This window comes from Robertmurraya sp. DFI.2.37 (assembly GCF_029211245.1).
GTDB lineage: Bacteria > Bacillota > Bacilli > Bacillales > Cytobacillaceae > Robertmurraya > Robertmurraya methanolica_A.
Genome location: NZ_JARGEJ010000031.1, coordinates 22308 through 38581, shown reverse-complemented (window position 1 = coordinate 38581; position 16274 = coordinate 22308). Strand labels below are relative to the sequence as shown.

17 protein-coding genes, 1 pseudogene and 1 riboswitch are annotated in these 16274 nt (G+C 38.2%); of the genes and pseudogenes, 7 read left to right on the top strand and 11 right to left on the bottom strand.

Features of this window, described 5'->3' with window-relative positions; all coding sequences use genetic code 11:
* Positions 1–103: 103 nt before the first annotated feature.
* Positions 104–484: an OsmC family protein gene (locus tag PZE06_RS15990; RefSeq protein WP_150948494.1), complete on the bottom strand. Its 381-nt coding sequence runs from the start codon at positions 482–484 to the stop codon at positions 104–106.
* A 129-nt stretch (positions 485–613) separates the two neighbouring features.
* Here PZE06_RS15990 and PZE06_RS15985 point away from each other — a divergent pair, with 129 nt between their 5' ends.
* From PZE06_RS15985 to PZE06_RS15975, 3 genes and pseudogenes are all read left to right on the top strand, one after another.
* Positions 614–1777: an MFS transporter gene (locus PZE06_RS15985; RefSeq protein WP_095314543.1), complete on the top strand. Its 1164-nt coding sequence runs from the start codon at positions 614–616 to the stop codon at positions 1775–1777.
* Positions 1778–2023: 246 nt separating this feature from the next.
* Positions 2024–2892: pseudogene (locus PZE06_RS15980) on the top strand (transposase).
* A 503-nt stretch (positions 2893–3395) separates the two neighbouring features.
* Positions 3396–5318, top strand: a complete 1923-nt coding sequence (locus tag PZE06_RS15975; RefSeq protein ID WP_095314542.1) for a heavy metal translocating P-type ATPase — start codon at positions 3396–3398, stop codon at positions 5316–5318.
* Positions 5319–5489: 171 nt separating this feature from the next.
* Here the strand turns inward: PZE06_RS15975 and PZE06_RS15970 are convergent, their stop codons facing one another.
* From PZE06_RS15970 to PZE06_RS15960, 3 genes are all read right to left on the bottom strand, one after another.
* Positions 5490–6317, bottom strand: a complete 828-nt coding sequence (locus tag PZE06_RS15970; RefSeq protein WP_150948491.1) for a YihY/virulence factor BrkB family protein — start codon at positions 6315–6317, stop codon at positions 5490–5492.
* Positions 6318–6340: 23 nt separating this feature from the next.
* Positions 6341–6679: a YtxH domain-containing protein gene (locus PZE06_RS15965; RefSeq protein ID WP_095314540.1), complete on the bottom strand. Its 339-nt coding sequence runs from the start codon at positions 6677–6679 to the stop codon at positions 6341–6343.
* A 117-nt stretch (positions 6680–6796) separates the two neighbouring features.
* Positions 6797–7270, bottom strand: coding sequence for a low molecular weight protein-tyrosine-phosphatase (locus PZE06_RS15960; protein ID WP_095314539.1), 474 nt, complete (start codon positions 7268–7270; stop codon positions 6797–6799).
* Between the two features lie 261 nt (positions 7271–7531).
* Between PZE06_RS15960 and PZE06_RS15955 the strand changes: the two genes are divergently transcribed.
* Positions 7532–7756, top strand: a complete 225-nt coding sequence (locus PZE06_RS15955) for a DUF1128 domain-containing protein (RefSeq protein WP_095314538.1) — start codon at positions 7532–7534, stop codon at positions 7754–7756.
* A 354-nt stretch (positions 7757–8110) separates the two neighbouring features.
* Here the strand turns inward: PZE06_RS15955 and PZE06_RS15950 are convergent, their stop codons facing one another.
* The gene (locus tag PZE06_RS15950; protein WP_095314537.1) at positions 8111–9091 is read right to left on the bottom strand and encodes an HD-GYP domain-containing protein; all 981 of its coding nucleotides are present in this window, start codon (positions 9089–9091) and stop codon (positions 8111–8113) included.
* 93 nt (positions 9092–9184) lie between these two features.
* Positions 9185–9940: a type I methionyl aminopeptidase gene (gene map / locus PZE06_RS15945; protein ID WP_150948488.1), complete on the bottom strand. Its 756-nt coding sequence runs from the start codon at positions 9938–9940 to the stop codon at positions 9185–9187.
* Positions 9941–10377: 437 nt separating this feature from the next.
* Here map and PZE06_RS15940 point away from each other — a divergent pair, with 437 nt between their 5' ends.
* Positions 10378–10701, top strand: a complete 324-nt coding sequence (locus PZE06_RS15940) for a helix-turn-helix domain-containing protein (RefSeq protein WP_150948484.1) — start codon at positions 10378–10380, stop codon at positions 10699–10701.
* A gap of 353 nt (positions 10702–11054) precedes the next feature.
* Here the strand turns inward: PZE06_RS15940 and PZE06_RS15935 are convergent, their stop codons facing one another.
* The 4 genes from PZE06_RS15935 to PZE06_RS15920 form a co-directional block, all read right to left on the bottom strand.
* Positions 11055–11189, bottom strand: a complete 135-nt coding sequence (locus tag PZE06_RS15935; RefSeq protein ID WP_095314534.1) for an anti-repressor SinI family protein — start codon at positions 11187–11189, stop codon at positions 11055–11057.
* A 26-nt stretch (positions 11190–11215) separates the two neighbouring features.
* A riboswitch (cyclic di-GMP riboswitch) is annotated at positions 11216–11300 on the bottom strand.
* Positions 11301–12535: 1235 nt separating this feature from the next.
* Entirely contained in the window at positions 12536–13288 is a 753-nt protein-coding gene (gene motB, locus PZE06_RS15930) for a flagellar motor protein MotB (protein WP_150948481.1), read from the bottom strand.
* On the bottom strand, positions 13281–14075 hold the full coding sequence (gene motA, locus PZE06_RS15925; RefSeq protein WP_150948478.1) for a flagellar motor stator protein MotA: 795 nt from the start codon (positions 14073–14075) through the stop codon (positions 13281–13283). Before motA ends, motB begins: the two co-directional genes overlap by 8 nt.
* 380 nt (positions 14076–14455) lie before the next feature.
* Positions 14456–14977 carry a GNAT family N-acetyltransferase gene (locus PZE06_RS15920; protein WP_150948475.1) on the bottom strand — a complete coding sequence of 174 codons (522 nt, stop codon included), beginning with the start codon at positions 14975–14977 and terminating at the stop codon, positions 14456–14458.
* Positions 14978–15142: 165 nt separating this feature from the next.
* On the opposite strand from PZE06_RS15920, the gene PZE06_RS15915 reads away from it, so the two are divergent.
* Positions 15143–15307, top strand: coding sequence for a hypothetical protein (locus tag PZE06_RS15915; protein WP_191963250.1), 165 nt, complete (start codon positions 15143–15145; stop codon positions 15305–15307).
* Positions 15308–15417: 110 nt separating this feature from the next.
* Positions 15418–15738 carry a YbjQ family protein gene (locus PZE06_RS15910; protein ID WP_095314531.1) on the top strand — a complete coding sequence of 107 codons (321 nt, stop codon included), beginning with the start codon at positions 15418–15420 and terminating at the stop codon, positions 15736–15738.
* A gap of 23 nt (positions 15739–15761) precedes the next feature.
* On the opposite strand, the gene PZE06_RS15905 is transcribed toward PZE06_RS15910, so the two are convergent.
* Positions 15762–16217: a GNAT family N-acetyltransferase gene (locus PZE06_RS15905; RefSeq protein WP_150948471.1), complete on the bottom strand. Its 456-nt coding sequence runs from the start codon at positions 16215–16217 to the stop codon at positions 15762–15764.
* Positions 16218–16274: the final 57 nt, after the last annotated feature.

The window sequence follows — 16274 nt, the reverse complement described above, 5'->3', positions numbered from 1 at the left end:
TCACTATGTCGATGAGTCAATGTCAACCCCAACACAAATTGAAATTAACTCATATCCCTAGTTTTTTCAGAGTTCTTACATCTTATCCAAAATTTTGTTCGCATTATTTGATTTCGAAGGTTTCTTCGATTTCAATACTTTCCATTACAGATTGAACCAATGAACAGTTTTTCGCAGTAAGAGCCATGACCTTTTCCATTTGAGCTTGCGAAATCTCAATGCCTGTAAGCGTAAAATGAAGATGAATCTTTTCTATTTTATCCGCCTTTTCTGGATTGCGAACAACATCGGCTTTAATATGGATATCCTCATACGGAATCCGTTTTTTCTCTAAAATTTTTCTCATTATCCCGCCGCTGCAAACCGCAACCGAGGAGACCAATAATTGAAAAGGTCGGAACCCGTGCTCTTCATCTCCAGCAATATTTAAGCGCCCATTTGCCGTTTCTGTATAAAAACCTATTTCTTTCATATGAAATTCCATTACCATCATCCTCCTAAGCTCTACTCCTATCATACAAATTGCAGAGCTTCTTGACAAAAAATCTACTTGCCAACAATCGTTTTTCTCATGTACCATCAGGTAAAATACATAAATAATGAGGTATGAAACATGAATCTACGGCTCTGGATCCTCGTAGGAATTGTTGCCATTTCTGGTTTTTCACAAGGGATGATCCTCCCGCTAATCGCCATTATTTTCGAGCAAGATGGAATTTCATCAAGCATTAATGGGTTGCATGCGACGAGTATATACATCGGAATTTTATTAATTTCACCTTTTTTGGAAAAACCGTTAAAAAGATTTGGCTACAAACCGATCATCGTTCTCGGAGGTTTGATCGTTCTCCTATCACTTTTTCTTTTTCCATTTTGGAAATCACTTTGGTTTTGGTTTATTTTGCGACTATTGATCGGAATCGGTGACAATATGCTCCATTTCGGGACTCAAACATGGATCACTTCTTTTTCTACTGTGAAAAATCGCGGCAGGAACATTGCCTTATACGGCCTCTTTTTCAGCTTAGGTTTTGCAATCGGGCCAATGATGACCCGCCTGTTATCGATAAGTGAATCTCTTCCTTTTATTATTTCAGCTGGGCTAAGTTTCACTGCTTGGGTGACCATCTTTCTCCTTAAAAATGAAATCCCTGACCATGATTCAACGGAAGCAACTTCTTTTTTCAGCACGTTTCAACGTTTTAGTCAAGTTTGGAAGTATGCATGGATAGCTTTTCTTCCCCCGTTTGGCTATGGTTTTCTTGAAGCAACCTTAAACGGGAATTTTCCTGTTTATGCGTTACGAATCGGTGTTGATATAAATGCTGTGTCGATTATTTTACCAGCATTTGCAATTGGAACCATTGTATTTCAAATGCCGCTTGGACTTATGAGCGATCACTATGGACGCAAGAAAATTTTACGATTTGTCATGATTTCAGGATTTCTCACCTTTGTTGCTGCCGCTATTCTTGAAGGCTCAGAAGCTGCTTTATTTTCCTGCTTTTTTATCGCAGGAATGCTTGTCGGTTCCACCTTTTCGCTTGGGATATCCTATATGGCAGATCTCCTGCCAAAACATCTCCTACCTGCAGGAAATATAATGTGCAGCATATTTTTTAGTTTTGGAAGCATTACTGGTCCATTCATAGGCGGATTGATGATTGAATACGTTGAAGGGATAAGTTTCTTTTATTTAATTGCTTTTATGTTACTAACCATTTTTGTTGCTTTATTTTTCTTTCAGCCACAGCAGCAACAATCAGCTTATAAATAAGCTTCAGACTGTAGACAAACTGAAATCCTTCGAGTTTGTCTACAGTCTTTTTTCTTTAAAATAGAATTATGATAGATAGTATAGGTTCATTATAACGAAGGGTGGCGCTTTCCGCGGGCGGGGCCGAGCCGCTTCCCTCGCTGCGCTTAGTCCAGGGTCTCGACTTTCCCGCTTTTCCCGCAGGAGTCGCCATCCTCCGTTCCAATCAACTTCAAATAGGATAAATCATTTTCGAGGTGACGTACCATGATGACGAGAAACCAGTCTAATGACCGTGCGCAATTAGAAAAACTGACCATAGATCAATTAGTTCCTGACGATCATCTAGTGCGCAAGCTAGAGGCAGCTATTGATTTTTCGTTCATCTATCCCTTAGTTGAAAACTGATATTCAAGGGTTGGTCGTCCAGTATCGATCCAGTAGTTCTTTTTAAGATGATTTTCATCCCATACATATTTGGGATTCGTTCCATACAACCACGGATGAAAAAGAATTTGTGTTAGGCACGATAGTGACTCCGGGGAATGTACATGATAGTCATAGGTTACAACCGCTTGTCGAGAAGGTTTTAGAAAGGGTAAAGAATCCACTCGCAGTAGCTACTGACGCAGCTTATAAAACTCCCGCAATCACGAACTTTCTTTCTATTAGAGAACCAGATGTTACCTATCCTCCCTTACACGCGTCCAAAAACGAAAGATGGTTTCTTCCGAAAACATGATTATGTCTATGATAAGTATTATGATTGTTACCTCTGCCCACAAGGGCAGGTTTTGAAATACACGACGACAACGAAGGAAGGATATAAGCAATATAAATCCATTCCATCGATTTGTGCAGAAGCACTGAAAGTAACAACCATCAAAAGCTTATACAACGTCATATTTGGGAAGCTTACATAGAAGAGGCAGAACATTTACGTCACCATGGAGAAATCAAACAGATATACGCGAAACGCAAAGAGATGATTGAACGTGTTTTGGCGGATGCAAAAGAAAAGCATGGAATGCGATGGACAACCTTACGAGGTCTTAAAAACAAGGTCTATGTAGGCGATGCTTACTTTTGCTGCGAACTTAAAAAAGATGGCGACTTGGACTTGGCAAACTGCTTGAGTGGAGCGAAACTAGTTGATTGGAGTGGAGGGTGCTTGACTCCTGGGGGATTTGCAGGACAGGTGAGATCCCGCAGGAGCGACAGCTCTGAGGAAGCTCACCGCCTGCCCCCCGGAAAGCAAGTGCCCGGAGCGGAAATCAACGGATTTTTACTGCCAACTATCCAAAAATGACAAAAGCCATCGAGAGGTTGCCTCTCGATGGCTTTTGTCGACACTCTGCAGCTTATAAATAAGCTCTTCGCTCATTTTTTGAGAAATCAATCATTACACGAAATGAGCGAAAAAATTTTCAATACAATTGGTTAATAAAATCTATAAATAAGGCTTTACATCTTGAAAACGAATGTTATAATTATAATAAATATAAATAAGTAATTATTATGATTTTCCGCTGTTGCCTATTGGGTGACAGCTTTCGTGTTTTATTAGGGTATTGATGTTGATTATTTTTCTCAATTAGAAAAAACTAATTGAAATCAGTTATCATTGGGGGATGTGAAGATGAACACAGAAGTAAAAAGATTAACGAATACAGAAGCCAGCCAACAAGAAGGGCTCTTGGATAAGATTTGGCCCCATGCTGAACTAATCGCCGCGATTACAAGCGGTCTCTTGATTGCTATCGGTTGGCTACTTGAAAAAAATGACTTATCAACCGCTTCAGTTGTTTCCTTCGTGCTAGCTTTTCTGATTGGAGGCTATGCAAAAGCAAAAGAAGGCATTGAAAGTACCATTGCAGAGAAGGAATTAAACGTTGAAATGCTGATGATCTTTGCAGCAATTGGGTCTGCTGTTATTGGTTACTGGACTGAAGGAGCCATTCTCATCTTTATTTTCTCCTTAAGCGGCGCTTTGGAAACTTATACGATGAATAAAAGCCATAAGGAAATTTCAGCACTAATGGAGTTGCAGCCGCAAGAAGCACTAGTCGTTTCAAATGGGATGGAGAAGATCACCCCTGTTGCTGAATTAAAGATTGGTGATCTCATTCTTATTAAGCCAGGGGAAAGAATTCCCTCCGACGGAAGAATTGTCAAGGGACAGAGTCACCTTGACGAAGCTGCCATTACTGGAGAATCTATTCCAGTATCAAAAGGTATTCACGAAGATGTCTATGCTGGGACAGTCAACTTGAACGGCTCACTCACAGTTGAAATCACGAAAGAAAGTAGCGATACTCTTTTCCAGAAAATTATCCAACTTGTTCAATCTGCTCAAAGTGAAAAATCGCCTTCACAGCTATTCATTGAGAAGTTTGAAGGGACGTATGTAAAAGTTGTTCTTACTGTTGTTGCGATCATGATGTTCCTGCCACATTTCTTGCTAGGATGGAGTTGGACTGAGACTTTTTACCGTGCCATGATTTTATTAGTTGTCGCTTCTCCATGTGCCCTTGTCGCTTCAATTATGCCTGCAACCTTATCGGCCATTTCAACCGGTGCACGGCGTGGAATTCTCTTTAAAGGTGGAGTCCATTTAGAAAATTTAAGTCATTTGCGCGCCATTGCGTTCGATAAAACGGGGACGTTAACGAAAGGAAAACCTGAGGTCACGGACATTTTAGCAAGTAAAAAAATTTCCAATACTGAATTTCTATTAAAAATAGCAGCGATTGAAAGTCACTCCAATCATCCGTTGGCAAACGCCATCGTCAATTATGCTAAAGAACATATGCAGGAAGGACTTATCCAACCTGAAAGTATTGAAGATATTTCAGGCTACGGCGTGAAAGCCTCTTACGAGCATGAATTGTGGAAAATAGGAAAAGCAGATTTCGTCGGAAGAGAAGCAGCAGAATCATTTTTAGATGGAGCAGCATTGCGTTTAGCTCAGGAAGGAAAAACGATCGTTTTTGCACAAAAAGATGGGGAGATCGTTGGCTTAATCGCTTTGAAGGACGTCGTTCGCGATGAAACCAAAAAAGCGATTGATCAATTAAAACAAAAAGGAATTTACACCGTAATGTTGACAGGTGATAGTAAAAATACAGCTCATGCGATTGCCTCAGAAAGCCACGTCAATGATTATTTCGCAGAATGTTTACCGGAAGATAAAGTAGAAAATTTAAAAAGAATTAAAGAAGAGTATGGTCATGTCGCCATGGTTGGTGATGGTATAAACGACGCACCTGCTCTCGCAACTGCCAATGTTGGAATTGCGATGGGCGACGGTTCTGGAGTCGCTCTAGAAACTGCTGATGTTGTTCTAATGAAAAATGACCTGCCACGTATCGCCGAAGCCATTCAATTGTCTGAAAAGATGAATCGTATCATTAAGCAAAACATTATTTTCTCCATTTCTGTTATTATGGTGCTAATCGTCTCTAACTTCCTGCAATTTATCGACCTTCCATTTGGTGTAATTGGTCATGAAGGCAGCACCATTTTGGTCATTTTAAACGGTTTGCGCCTATTAAAGTCGTAACTTTGCTCAGGCACCTTGTGAAAAATGCTGATGACAGGGAAAAGATCCAGTGGAAATTAAAATAACGCATGAAATCAAATTTTCAAACCTTGATTTCATGCGTTTTGCGTATATCCCCGTCTCTGTCTCGCTCATTGCAAGCATTGCTCTTATTTTGTAACTACTGGCGTTTCAGCATGTTTCATCCTTTAAAAATTGATTCAATGCATTCACTTCTCCGCCAAGAATAATAATAATGCCCGTTAAATAAAACCAAATCAATAACACGATAACTGCACCGATGCTCCCATATGTGGCTGAGTAATTTCCGAAATTGCTTACGTAAAAGGAAAAACCCCAAGAAACAATTAACCAGCTTACAGTTGCAAAAATCGCCCCTGGAACCGCATCAATACACTGAAATCTTTTGTTTGGAGCAAGCCAATAGAGCACTAAAAAGACGATAAATATAATCAAAAAGCTTAAAATCCACCTTAACATATGCCAAAAACTTAAAAAATGGCTTGAGAATCCAAGCTTTGCAAATAAAAACATCCCAATTTGTTTACCGAAAACCGGAAGTAAGAGCGCGATAATGAACACGAATATCATCGCAACCGTAAAAATAATCGCCATTCCCCTTGCTACTACAAAGGAGCGGTTCTCCTTAACATCGTAAGCTTTATTTAATGCACGAATAATAGCATTAATTCCATTCGAAGCAGACCACATCGTCGCAATAATCCCGAAAGAAAGGAGCGTTCGATTTTGTTGATTCATAATTTCATTTAAATTCGTCTCGATGAAAGTCATTGTTTCTCCTGGGGCAAAATCAGCTACAACGCTAAGCATTTCGTCTTGTGTAATCGGTAAATAAGGTAAGAGTGTCACTAAGAAAATAAGGAGTGGAAATAACGATAACAGAAAAAAATAAGCCAGTTGAGCTGCTAAGCCCATTACATCATCTTCGCCGATTCTCTTCCACAGCAACATTAATCCTCTAACATTTAACAATGCCATTACCCCACCCCTACCTTACCTTGTTAAACATCTTCCTCATCATGATCTTTAATAAAAGCTTCTTTCGTATCATGGACAATTCCAACTACTGTCGGCGTTACTTCTCTAAGCTCTTCGACCTTTTCCGCAATAAAAGATACGTCCTCACTTACTTGTTCAACTGTAGATCGCAGCTGCGCTGTTGTATTTATTAGTTTTTCTGCTGTTTCATTTGGATGCGTAATAAAGTGGGCAACGTTTTTAGCCCCCGATTTACAGCTTGCTGCTACCGCATTTCTCGTTTCCCGATCGAGCAAACTAATCGCTCCACCAGCTATTGCTCCGAGTAGAATACCTTTCCAAAATTTATCTGTACTCCCCATTTTTATGCCCTTCCTTTCTATCCCAATCACTGCCTTTTACATCACTTATGACTGTAAATTTTATGCTGAACTCTACTTGAAGATTGCTCATCGAGCATGATTAAGCAAAATGCTCAGTTACTGTAAAGCATGTTCTTGTTTAATATGTTTTAATAGTTTTTCACAACCCTGCTTCAGTAAATCAAATACTTCTTGGAAATTTCCCGTATAATAAGGATCAGGAACATTCTTATCTTTTATATGCGGAACATAATCCAGTAGAACTTCAACATTTGCTTTTGAAAAATCCGATTGCAGTTTAGTAATATTTTTCTTATTATCGCTATCCATCGCAATAATATAATCAAATTCCTGCAAATCTTTTGGCTGGATTTGTCTAGCTTTAATTCCTGCAAAATCAATGCTATTTGTCTTTAATATATTGGCTGTTCCTTGATGGGGTGGTTGTCCAATATGCCAGTCTCCAGTCCCCGCTGAATCAACCATAATTTCCCCTTCTAAACCTTCCCGCTTCACAGCATCTCGAAACATCGCCTCAGCCATCGGAGAACGACAAATATTCCCGAGACAGACGAACAAAACTTTTACCATATATAGCATACCTCCCATCTACCATTTTCTTCGATTTGACCTCAAACATGCAACTGTTTGTTATGATTTCATAAAAATCCGTGGAATACCTGTTATAAACTATGGAAAGATGATAATATTCACTAAAGGATGTTACAAATGCGAAATTGCAAAAATTTATCTGTTTATGAATGGGACAAAACAATGAAGAATATGTAAATAGTAGAATTGATTTTACCTTGGAAGAAGCGAAGTCTAACTTAAACGAAAGGTGGAAAAAGTATGAATTTAACAACAGCATCGGTAGAAAATGTGGAGTATATGATTGAAAAAATTAAAGAAAAGCTCAAAGTTTTAAACCTTGGGGCCATTAAACCATCCCATTTCGATGAGAATATGTATGAAGAATTAAAAGAAATTTATGAGCTTGTCATGAAAAAAAATTCCTTTAGCCCCAACGAAATGCAAGCTCTCGCAGAAGAACTTGGAAATTTAAGAAAGCAATGACCGCTTTTTTACATAGTGAATAACACTTCGAGTTAAAACCGTTTCGATCGTAATATATTGATTAGCGGTAGACATGATGAAATCAATGTTGGTAAGATCAAAAGCGCAGGCGCTTTGCTCAGCCCCGTACAAATTGGACTATTGATATAAAGTTATAGGAAACTCGGCGATTGATAAGGGACCAATGTTGACTTATCGTACGGACGGAAGGGAAAATTTGATACGTTCTAAAATGCCGGATCTAGACAATGGCAAATTGATTTAGAGTTATTTACGTTTTATAAATTCTAAATAATAAAAAAGAGGCTCCCCATGAACTGTGATCATCATTTGGGGGCCTCTTCTTTATTGCGCTCAGCCATTTAGCACTTCTGCTATGAGAAGCGTATGGCAGTCTCCTAATGAAACTTCCTCTTCACTATCTAAATAGCGTATGTACGGCCTTTGTAAATTTCTAAGAATCTTCGTCACAATTGCTGTACGACCGTTATTGAGTCTGACTTTCGTTCCAGGAATATAACTTGGTACTTGTTGGACAAATAAACTAATAAGCTCGGCCGTAAACCATGTGTCACTTTTTGTCATAATATATTCCATTGCTTCATGAGGTGGAAGTCCATCTCTTGATATCGCATGATCATAAACATTTCCAAGCGCACAAATTTGAGCAAGTTCATGAATTTCTTTCTCTTCTAATCCCCTCGGCTTTCCACTTCCATCAATTGCTTCGTGGTGCTGATATGCGACATGGGCTGATAAAAGACTAACTTCTCTTATTTTTCGTAAATACTCAAAACCACTTCTCGCATGGTGCTGTGTTTCTTCCTTAATTGCCTTTCCGATATCGTGAAGGAGACAGCCCAGTGCCAATTCTTTTAATTGCTTCTGAGAAATTCCTAGCTTTTTCGCTAATTGTAGAGAAATAAGAGCGACATTGACGGCATGGGCATACTCCCTTAAATCCTCTGTTAGCGACGATGTTGGGACAAGAAAAATCGCTTTCCGTTTCGCTACCTCATCAACGAGCGTAACCACTTGCCTTTGAATCTCACGGATCGGGAACTCTTGATTCTCCTCAACAGCTCGATAAGTATTTTTCAATGCATCAATCGCTTCCATCCAAGTCGGTGTATCAACCATTTCTTCCATCGTAATCCCAAAGGAAATGGCGTCCTCAACAAATAAATAGCGAATATCAAGGGCGCCGAGCTTTTCTAGATAGGAAGGATGTATCGTTCTTCCAGCACCTAGTAACACACGTCTATGCTTATCAAAAATCGGCCTCGCAAGTTGCATTAGCTTTGGATTATACTCATCAATACTAATTAGTCTCATGACACTTCTCCCTTATACAACCTTATTTGCCGGCTCTATTTTAAATTCGTGAATCTAGGTGCTTAGAACTCAGAAAAAAATACTCACTTCTCCTTACGCATCTTCCTGATTGGTTAAAATAATCGGACCCTCTTTCGTAATAGCGATCGTGTGCTCATATTGAGCAGAATATTCTCCATCAATCGTACGGGCAGTCCAGCCATTATCGTCCATCTTCATTTCATACTGTCCAATGTTAACCATCGGTTCGATTGTAAAGACCATACCTTCTTTAATACGAGGTCCTTTTCCAGGAAGACCGAAATGAGGCACATCAGGTTTTTCATGAATAACGGAACCAATACCATGCCCGATAAAATCACGCACAACGGAAAACCCTTCAGCCTCCACATAAGTCTGGATGGCATGACCAATATCACCAATACGATTGCCAACCTGCGCTTGTTCAATTCCTTTATATAGTGCTTCCCTCGTTACTTGTAAAAGCTTCTTTGTCTTGTCAGACACCTCACCAACTGCGTACGTCCATGCCGAATCCGCCAATGCCCCATTTAAATTAACCACCATATCAATTGTCACAATATCGCCATTTTTTAAAGGTTCTTTCCTTGGAAACCCATGGCAAATTTCATCATTTATACTTGCACATGTTGCATACTCATAACCTTTATAACCCTTTTGTTCAGCAGTTGCTCCCTTTTGTGCCAAATAGGAATCGACAAACTCTTCTATTTCCCAAGTAGTCACCCCTGGTTTAATCATCTTAGCAATTTCTTTATGAACAGAAGCCAACACTTCTCCAGCTTTTTTCATCATTTCTATTTCTCTTTGTGATTTTAAAACAATCATCGCTAGTCCTCCTTCATACAAGTACAGATATACCTTTCATCATTGTAATACTTTTCATGTAACAATCAAAATAATTTTCTATTACAATCACCTTTTCATATTTTTTAAAGTTTTTATTTGCCAATATTCGGCTTTTACTATAACTTTGTACACTGGGAAATCGACTCATTACCATTATGTTCATCATACGATTTTTGGCTCATTTCCGTGCAATTTACTGCTTGCACACGGAAATGAGCCAAATGGTCAATCGAATTATTTAAAATGTGTCTTATTGAGTATTGTCACAATTGAATGAATATTCTACTATGTAAATAAATATTATTTACTTACTATGGATAGCTGAAAAAACCGAAAGAACTTTTTGTTCTAAATATGGAACTACTTTTGAATATTTGCTATTATTAAATTATACATTTTGATAGGATGTGTGATTCATGATTGGTGATCGTGTAAAAAAGCTTAGACTTGAAAAGAAGATGTCTCTTTCAGAACTTGCTGAGCAAGCTGGAGTGGCAAAATCTTATTTAAGTTCTTTAGAAAGAAATCTACAAAACAATCCGTCCATTCAATTTCTTGAAAAAATTGCTGGCGTTCTCCACGTTCCAGTTGATTACCTAATCCATGAACACTTAAATGATGAAGAGCTTGATTCAGAATGGATTAAGATCGTAAAAGAAGCAATGGACTCTGGTATCTCTAAAGAACAATTTCGAGAGTATCTGGAGTTTAATAAGTGGAGAGCCAACCAAAGCAAATAACAGCAAAAAATTGATGTTAAACCTAAATACAAACTAAACCGGCAGACTGCCCGCAAACGCTTGCTTTCTTTGTTGCTTCACCTTGTTCGATGCGCATTACCTACTATGGTAACTCCGCTCTCCCAAGGCTTCACTCCGCGAAAGCCAAACGTTTTCACTCAATCTGAAGGGAAACTGCTATCTATCATCTTTGACTTTGTCTACGTTTTGAAACCTGTTCTATTAAGAGAACAGGTTTTCAATTTTTATGTTAGGTAACCAAAGCGGTGATGGTCTAAAATGTTAGTCTAAAATGAAGTCAGAAATGATGCATGTAAATGATTAATAGTTTAAAAAGTAGCAACGCAAAAAACTTATTGCTTAACCGTATTTTTAGCTAGAAACTCACGGATTTCTTCTTTCTTAATTCCTAGTTTCTTCGCCTCTTTAATTAGCTCCAACCATTCCATATCCAAACCTTCAATTCTTCCTTTCATTTCTATCACCATTTTTCCCCCTAAAATCCGGCACGAATTTCAGCAGTCCAGCCGTCATAGTACCTCTACCTTAGACCTGAGACTTTGCGTCCCTATCTTTCAATAGGTTTGCCCTTTTCTTGCGTCCTTTATTTTTTCTGAAAGTTATCCCATTTCTAGTCTACAGCCTTTCAAACAATAAAAGTGTAACTATTTGTCAATACTTAAAATTTTTTACATATTATTTTCAAACAATTTTCGGCATCTAGCAACATAATCATTTCAGCTACTATATGAATATAGAGTAGAAAATTCATTATTTCGCAGTTATTGTCGAAAGTCTTAACCTCATTCTCGTAATTCTCAAAGGAAAGGCATTGACAATTTGAAATCTTTCGTTATAGTTTTCATCCTTTAAAAGGATGACCTAGTTCGTCTTTTTTATTTCGGACTTGTTTTCACTCATCAGCGATACCGGCAATTTTTTTATGTAAATAGGCTCGAACGTCACCGGATCAAAGAACGGATGTGCCGTCAAATCATTCCCACATTCAGGACATAACCAAGTCCCGAACTCACTGCTACTAAAAGAAGGTTTATGACACTTTTCACAATTTTTTCGATACAACGGCAACATCCTCTCAATTGTTCTTTCAAAATCACCAAACGTTCTTTATTAAGAATTTAATATAATTTTAATCTTTTTATAATGTTTTTGAAATATGGAAATTTTGTCATTTTTTCGTTTTAAAGAACGTTTTTCTCTTTATTTCGTCCACATCCTTCAAATATCTTACTTTTTACATTTTATTTCATTACTTGGCCAAATATGTCAAATGAATAAAAAAGTTTTGTTTAGGTCAAACGAATCAATTTTACAAAATTTTCAAAACATTATGTCTGAATTATCTAAATAATACTATAATAATAGTAATAACCTTTTAAAATACGTGAAAGGTGGTATTAAAGTGACTTTTTTTCATATTTTGAACTTCACGATCCCGATTGCCTCCATGGTCGGGCTAGGTATATTACTCGATCGGATGTGCAAGCCAACTAAAGATTAAAGGAATTTTTGATTCGCGCATTTTGTGCAAACAAAGCTGTCACACGAAAAGTGGGAAATCCTCACCAGCAACTAACAAAGCACCTTAATTATGTTTCGATCAGAACCAGTTAAATGAAGCTCTTTTCTGGATATCGGTCTTTATTTCATTTTATCGGTCTAAATCGAAATATTTCGGTCTTTATACAAAAATATCGGTCAAAACAGGACATTTATCGATCTAGACATGATATAGGTAGATACACTCATTAAAGCACCGACAACAAAAAAGTAGTGCAAACCAATTAGGTCAGCACTACTTTTTATTTTGCATTTATTCAGATGTTATTGGTAAAATAAGTACTTCAACGCGGCGATTTTTTGCTCTTCCTTCACTCGTATCATTGCTTGCTATCGGTTGAAATTCACCGAAGCCTTTCGCACTAAACCATGCCGGGTCAAGCTTTTCATTTTTCAAAACAATCTTCATAAAATTAATTGCTCGCATGACACTTAATTCCCAATTGGATTCAAAGCGAGGATTACTAATTGGGACATTATCTGTGTGTCCGCTAATAATGATATTTCGTGGCGGACTCATAACTAGGAGCTCAGAAATTTCATTTGCTGTATGAATATCTTCTTGTCGTACTTCTGCACTTCCAGATGCGAATAAAACATTATCGCGTATCGTTAACAATAGTCCTTCATCTGTTAAGGAAGTTTCGAGCTTATCCGTGAGATTATTCTCATTAATATAGGCATTTACTTTCTTCTGAATATTTTCTAATTCCAATTGCTCAATTCTGGCCGCTGCACTTTCTTTATTCTGTTCTGCTTCAATATCGTCTAATGCCTTTGCATCCTCTTCAGGCATTGGATTTGGATATTCCAAAATACTCGTTCCACCGGTAAAAGCTTGATTAAAAGCTTGTGAGAGTTGTTCCAATTTTTGTGCATCTATCGTACTCATGGAAAATAAGACGATAAACAATGCTAATAGTAACGTTAAAATATCTGCATACGGGATCAGCCATGATTCATCTACATGTTCATCATGCTGTTCCTTTTTTCTTCGTTTACTCACCGCTCTTCTCACCGCTTTCCTCTAGGAAATTCTTCCTTTCACTGACTGGTAAGTATGAAGCTAATTTCTGCTCAATTACTCTCGGTGCCTCTCCCTCTAAGATCGATAGTACACCTTCAATCATCATATACTTTAATTTAGCTTCTTTCTTAGATTTTCTCTTTAATTTATTCGCAAAAGGATGCCAAAGAGCATAACCTGTGAAAATCCCTAGCAAAGTGGCAACGAAGGCAGCACTAATCGCATGACCTAGTGCATCAATATCACTCATATCCTGTAATGCAGCAATTAGTCCGACAACAGCCCCTAATACCCCTAATGTTGGAGCATAGGTTCCCGCTTGCGTAAAGATGAGAGCGCCCTGATGATGTCTTTCCTCCATCGCCTCAATTTCTTCCGTTAGAACATCACGTATGTAATCGGCACTTTGACCATCAACGGCTAAAGAAAGGCCATTTTTCAAAAATTCATCATCAACCTCAGTCGTTTTCGCTTCTAATGCAAGAAGCCCTTCTTTACGAGCCAACTGTGCCCACTCAGAAAACATTCCGATTAATTTGACAGGATCCATTAACTTTTTTTCTGTAAAAATAATACCGAATAATTTTGGTACCTTTTTAATCTCTGATGTAGGAAAGGCAATTGTCACAGTACCAATCGTTCCTAAAATAATGATTAATATGGCTGCAGGGTTTACTAATACGCCTACCCCTACACCTTTTAAAACCATTCCTACTCCAACACCAAAAACTGCAATAATTAACCCAATTAACGACGTTTTATCCATTATTGATCCACCTATCCCTTATGCAACTATTTGACTATGCTTAATATTTCAAGGTTTTCCAGTAAAAGAAAGATAGTTTCTATCCTAAAGACTGCCCGCAAACGCTCGTTTTCTTCATGGCTTCGCCCTGTCCTCTGCCCGTTACCTACTATGGTAACTTCGCTCCTCCCAAGGCTTCGCTTTCATGATGTGACAAACGTTATTAATCAGCCTGAAGGGTAATGGCTATCTATCATTTTTAACTTTGTCCATACTATTGTTTCTATCCTATCATTTATTTCGACAAGAACTGCAAGATTTTTAGTTTTCACGACAATTTTTCAAAATTAACCTTACAGGCGATAAAAAATAAGCAATAGTGGTAGGAAAAAAGAATCATTTTATTTAAAGTTATCGGGATGTAAAGATTTATAATAAATAATCGTGGAATCAAGTTGACCATTTGCCGATTTTGCATAATAAGGAATTTTACCAGCTTGAATATAAGCAAGAGAGGTATATAAACGATTAGAAGGATCTCCTTCTCTTGTGTCGAGGACTAATAGTGTTCTCCCTTCCTCACTCGCTCGCTTTTCAGCCGCTCTCATCAGTGCTCTTGCTACTCCATTTCTGCGGTAATGAGGGGCAGTCATAAGCTTCGCAATTTCAGCTCTGTGCATCCCATTAGGCTTCGTACATAAATGCAGCTGGATGCTTCCTGCAATTTGATTCTTTATTTTGGCTACAAATAAAACGACATTTTGCTCCAAAACATGCCTCCAATATTTGTTTGCATCAGAAAGTTTCATCGGGGGCAAAAAACCCATTGAAGCACCTTCATTCACTACCTGTACTAAGAGCTCCGAAAGTTCACCCGCATTCTTTTCAATTGATTTTAACTGCTCTATCCGAACATTCACCACAAATCATCACCTTAACTTTCAATTATTTGATTTTAAATTACCAATAAAAACTATTAATAGACAAGTTAAGTGTTAGTCCATTTAACACGAATATTGTCCATTGGAGCTTACTGAATCTCAGCATATAAAAGAGGGTAAGCTAAAGAGCAGAAAGGGGGGTGGAAGATGGCTAGAGGCAAGGAATTCAAGCAAAAGCAAAAAGGACATCCAGGAAAATTTCCTGAAGGAACACTAGTTGAACGTAAATCAAAGGATGCGATTGGTGATGAAGAATTGATCGTTGTTCAAGAGGCGTTTAAAAACCGTTTAGAGGAAGAAGATGTTGAGTAAAAAAAACTTTTCCCTTTAACGAAACTTCCTCATCCTCAAAACGTAATCATTATAGATATAACCAATTAAGAAAAAGTTTGCCATTCGCGCACTCGAAGGAGGAAGAATAAATGCTGGTATCTACAACACCAACATTACAGGGAAAAGTTATTGATCGTTACTTAGGAATTGTCACAGGAGAAGCCATTATGGGGGCTAATGTCGTTCGTGATTTCTTAGCAGGCATCACCGATGTCATCGGTGGACGCAGTAGTGCATATGAAGATAAGTTATCTGAGGGGCGTGAAATTGCCATCCGCGAAATGGAAGATCAAGCTCGTCGGCTCGGTGCCAATGCCGTCGTGGGCGTAGACCTTGATTTTGAAACATTACGCGACGGCATGATGATGTGTGTTGCTACCGGCACTGCTGTATTTATAAAAGAGCAATAAAAAGATAAAAGAGACGGTTTATGCTACCCGTCTCTTTTCAACCTTTTCGTGAAATGGACGACACCAATATCACCGAACACACTTTCACCACTTTTCTCAAATCCTAACTTTAAGTAAAACTTGATCGCAGGGAAATTCTTTGCACCTGTTGAGACTATCATCAATGGGTGAGACTCCATCTTTTTTTCAACATAATCAACCATCTGTTTGGCAATGCCTTTTCGAAAATAATCAGGATGCACCATCACCCGATGGAGATCAATCACGTCTTTCACAATCTTAAATGATAACACCCCTACTAGCTCCTCATCGATAAAATAGCCAATAAACTCCTCATCACATTGCTTTAATTGTGCGAGCGTTTCTTTTAATGGGGGGATTTCATTCGAGCCGATCAACTCCGCTTCGACCTGATAAGATTTCTTTTGTAATTTCAGTACTTCCTTACCATATTTTTCAATCAAAAATCTCTTAATCATTTGAACCTCCTAATACGACCCCATTACCATTCTTCTTTATTATCCGTTATACTAGTA

Coding starts and splice junctions, on each gene's coding strand:
- PZE06_RS15990 (WP_150948494.1), bottom strand. CDS start 484: ATGGAATTTCATATGAAAGAAATAGGTTTTTATACAGAAACGGCAAAT.
- PZE06_RS15985 (WP_095314543.1), top strand. CDS start 614: ATGAATCTACGGCTCTGGATCCTCGTAGGAATTGTTGCCATTTCTGGT.
- PZE06_RS15975 (WP_095314542.1), top strand. CDS start 3,396: ATGAACACAGAAGTAAAAAGATTAACGAATACAGAAGCCAGCCAACAA.
- PZE06_RS15970 (WP_150948491.1), bottom strand. CDS start 6,317: ATGGCATTGTTAAATGTTAGAGGATTAATGTTGCTGTGGAAGAGAATC.
- PZE06_RS15965 (WP_095314540.1), bottom strand. CDS start 6,679: ATGGGGAGTACAGATAAATTTTGGAAAGGTATTCTACTCGGAGCAATA.
- PZE06_RS15960 (WP_095314539.1), bottom strand. CDS start 7,270: ATGGTAAAAGTTTTGTTCGTCTGTCTCGGGAATATTTGTCGTTCTCCG.
- PZE06_RS15955 (WP_095314538.1), top strand. CDS start 7,532: ATGAATTTAACAACAGCATCGGTAGAAAATGTGGAGTATATGATTGAA.
- PZE06_RS15950 (WP_095314537.1), bottom strand. CDS start 9,091: ATGAGACTAATTAGTATTGATGAGTATAATCCAAAGCTAATGCAACTT.
- map (WP_150948488.1), bottom strand. CDS start 9,940: ATGATTGTTTTAAAATCACAAAGAGAAATAGAAATGATGAAAAAAGCT.
- PZE06_RS15940 (WP_150948484.1), top strand. CDS start 10,378: ATGATTGGTGATCGTGTAAAAAAGCTTAGACTTGAAAAGAAGATGTCT.
- PZE06_RS15935 (WP_095314534.1), bottom strand. CDS start 11,189: ATGGTGATAGAAATGAAAGGAAGAATTGAAGGTTTGGATATGGAATGG.
- motA (WP_150948478.1), bottom strand. CDS start 14,075: ATGGATAAAACGTCGTTAATTGGGTTAATTATTGCAGTTTTTGGTGTT.
- PZE06_RS15915 (WP_191963250.1), top strand. CDS start 15,143: ATGGCTAGAGGCAAGGAATTCAAGCAAAAGCAAAAAGGACATCCAGGA.
- PZE06_RS15910 (WP_095314531.1), top strand. CDS start 15,418: ATGCTGGTATCTACAACACCAACATTACAGGGAAAAGTTATTGATCGT.
- PZE06_RS15905 (WP_150948471.1), bottom strand. CDS start 16,217: ATGATTAAGAGATTTTTGATTGAAAAATATGGTAAGGAAGTACTGAAA.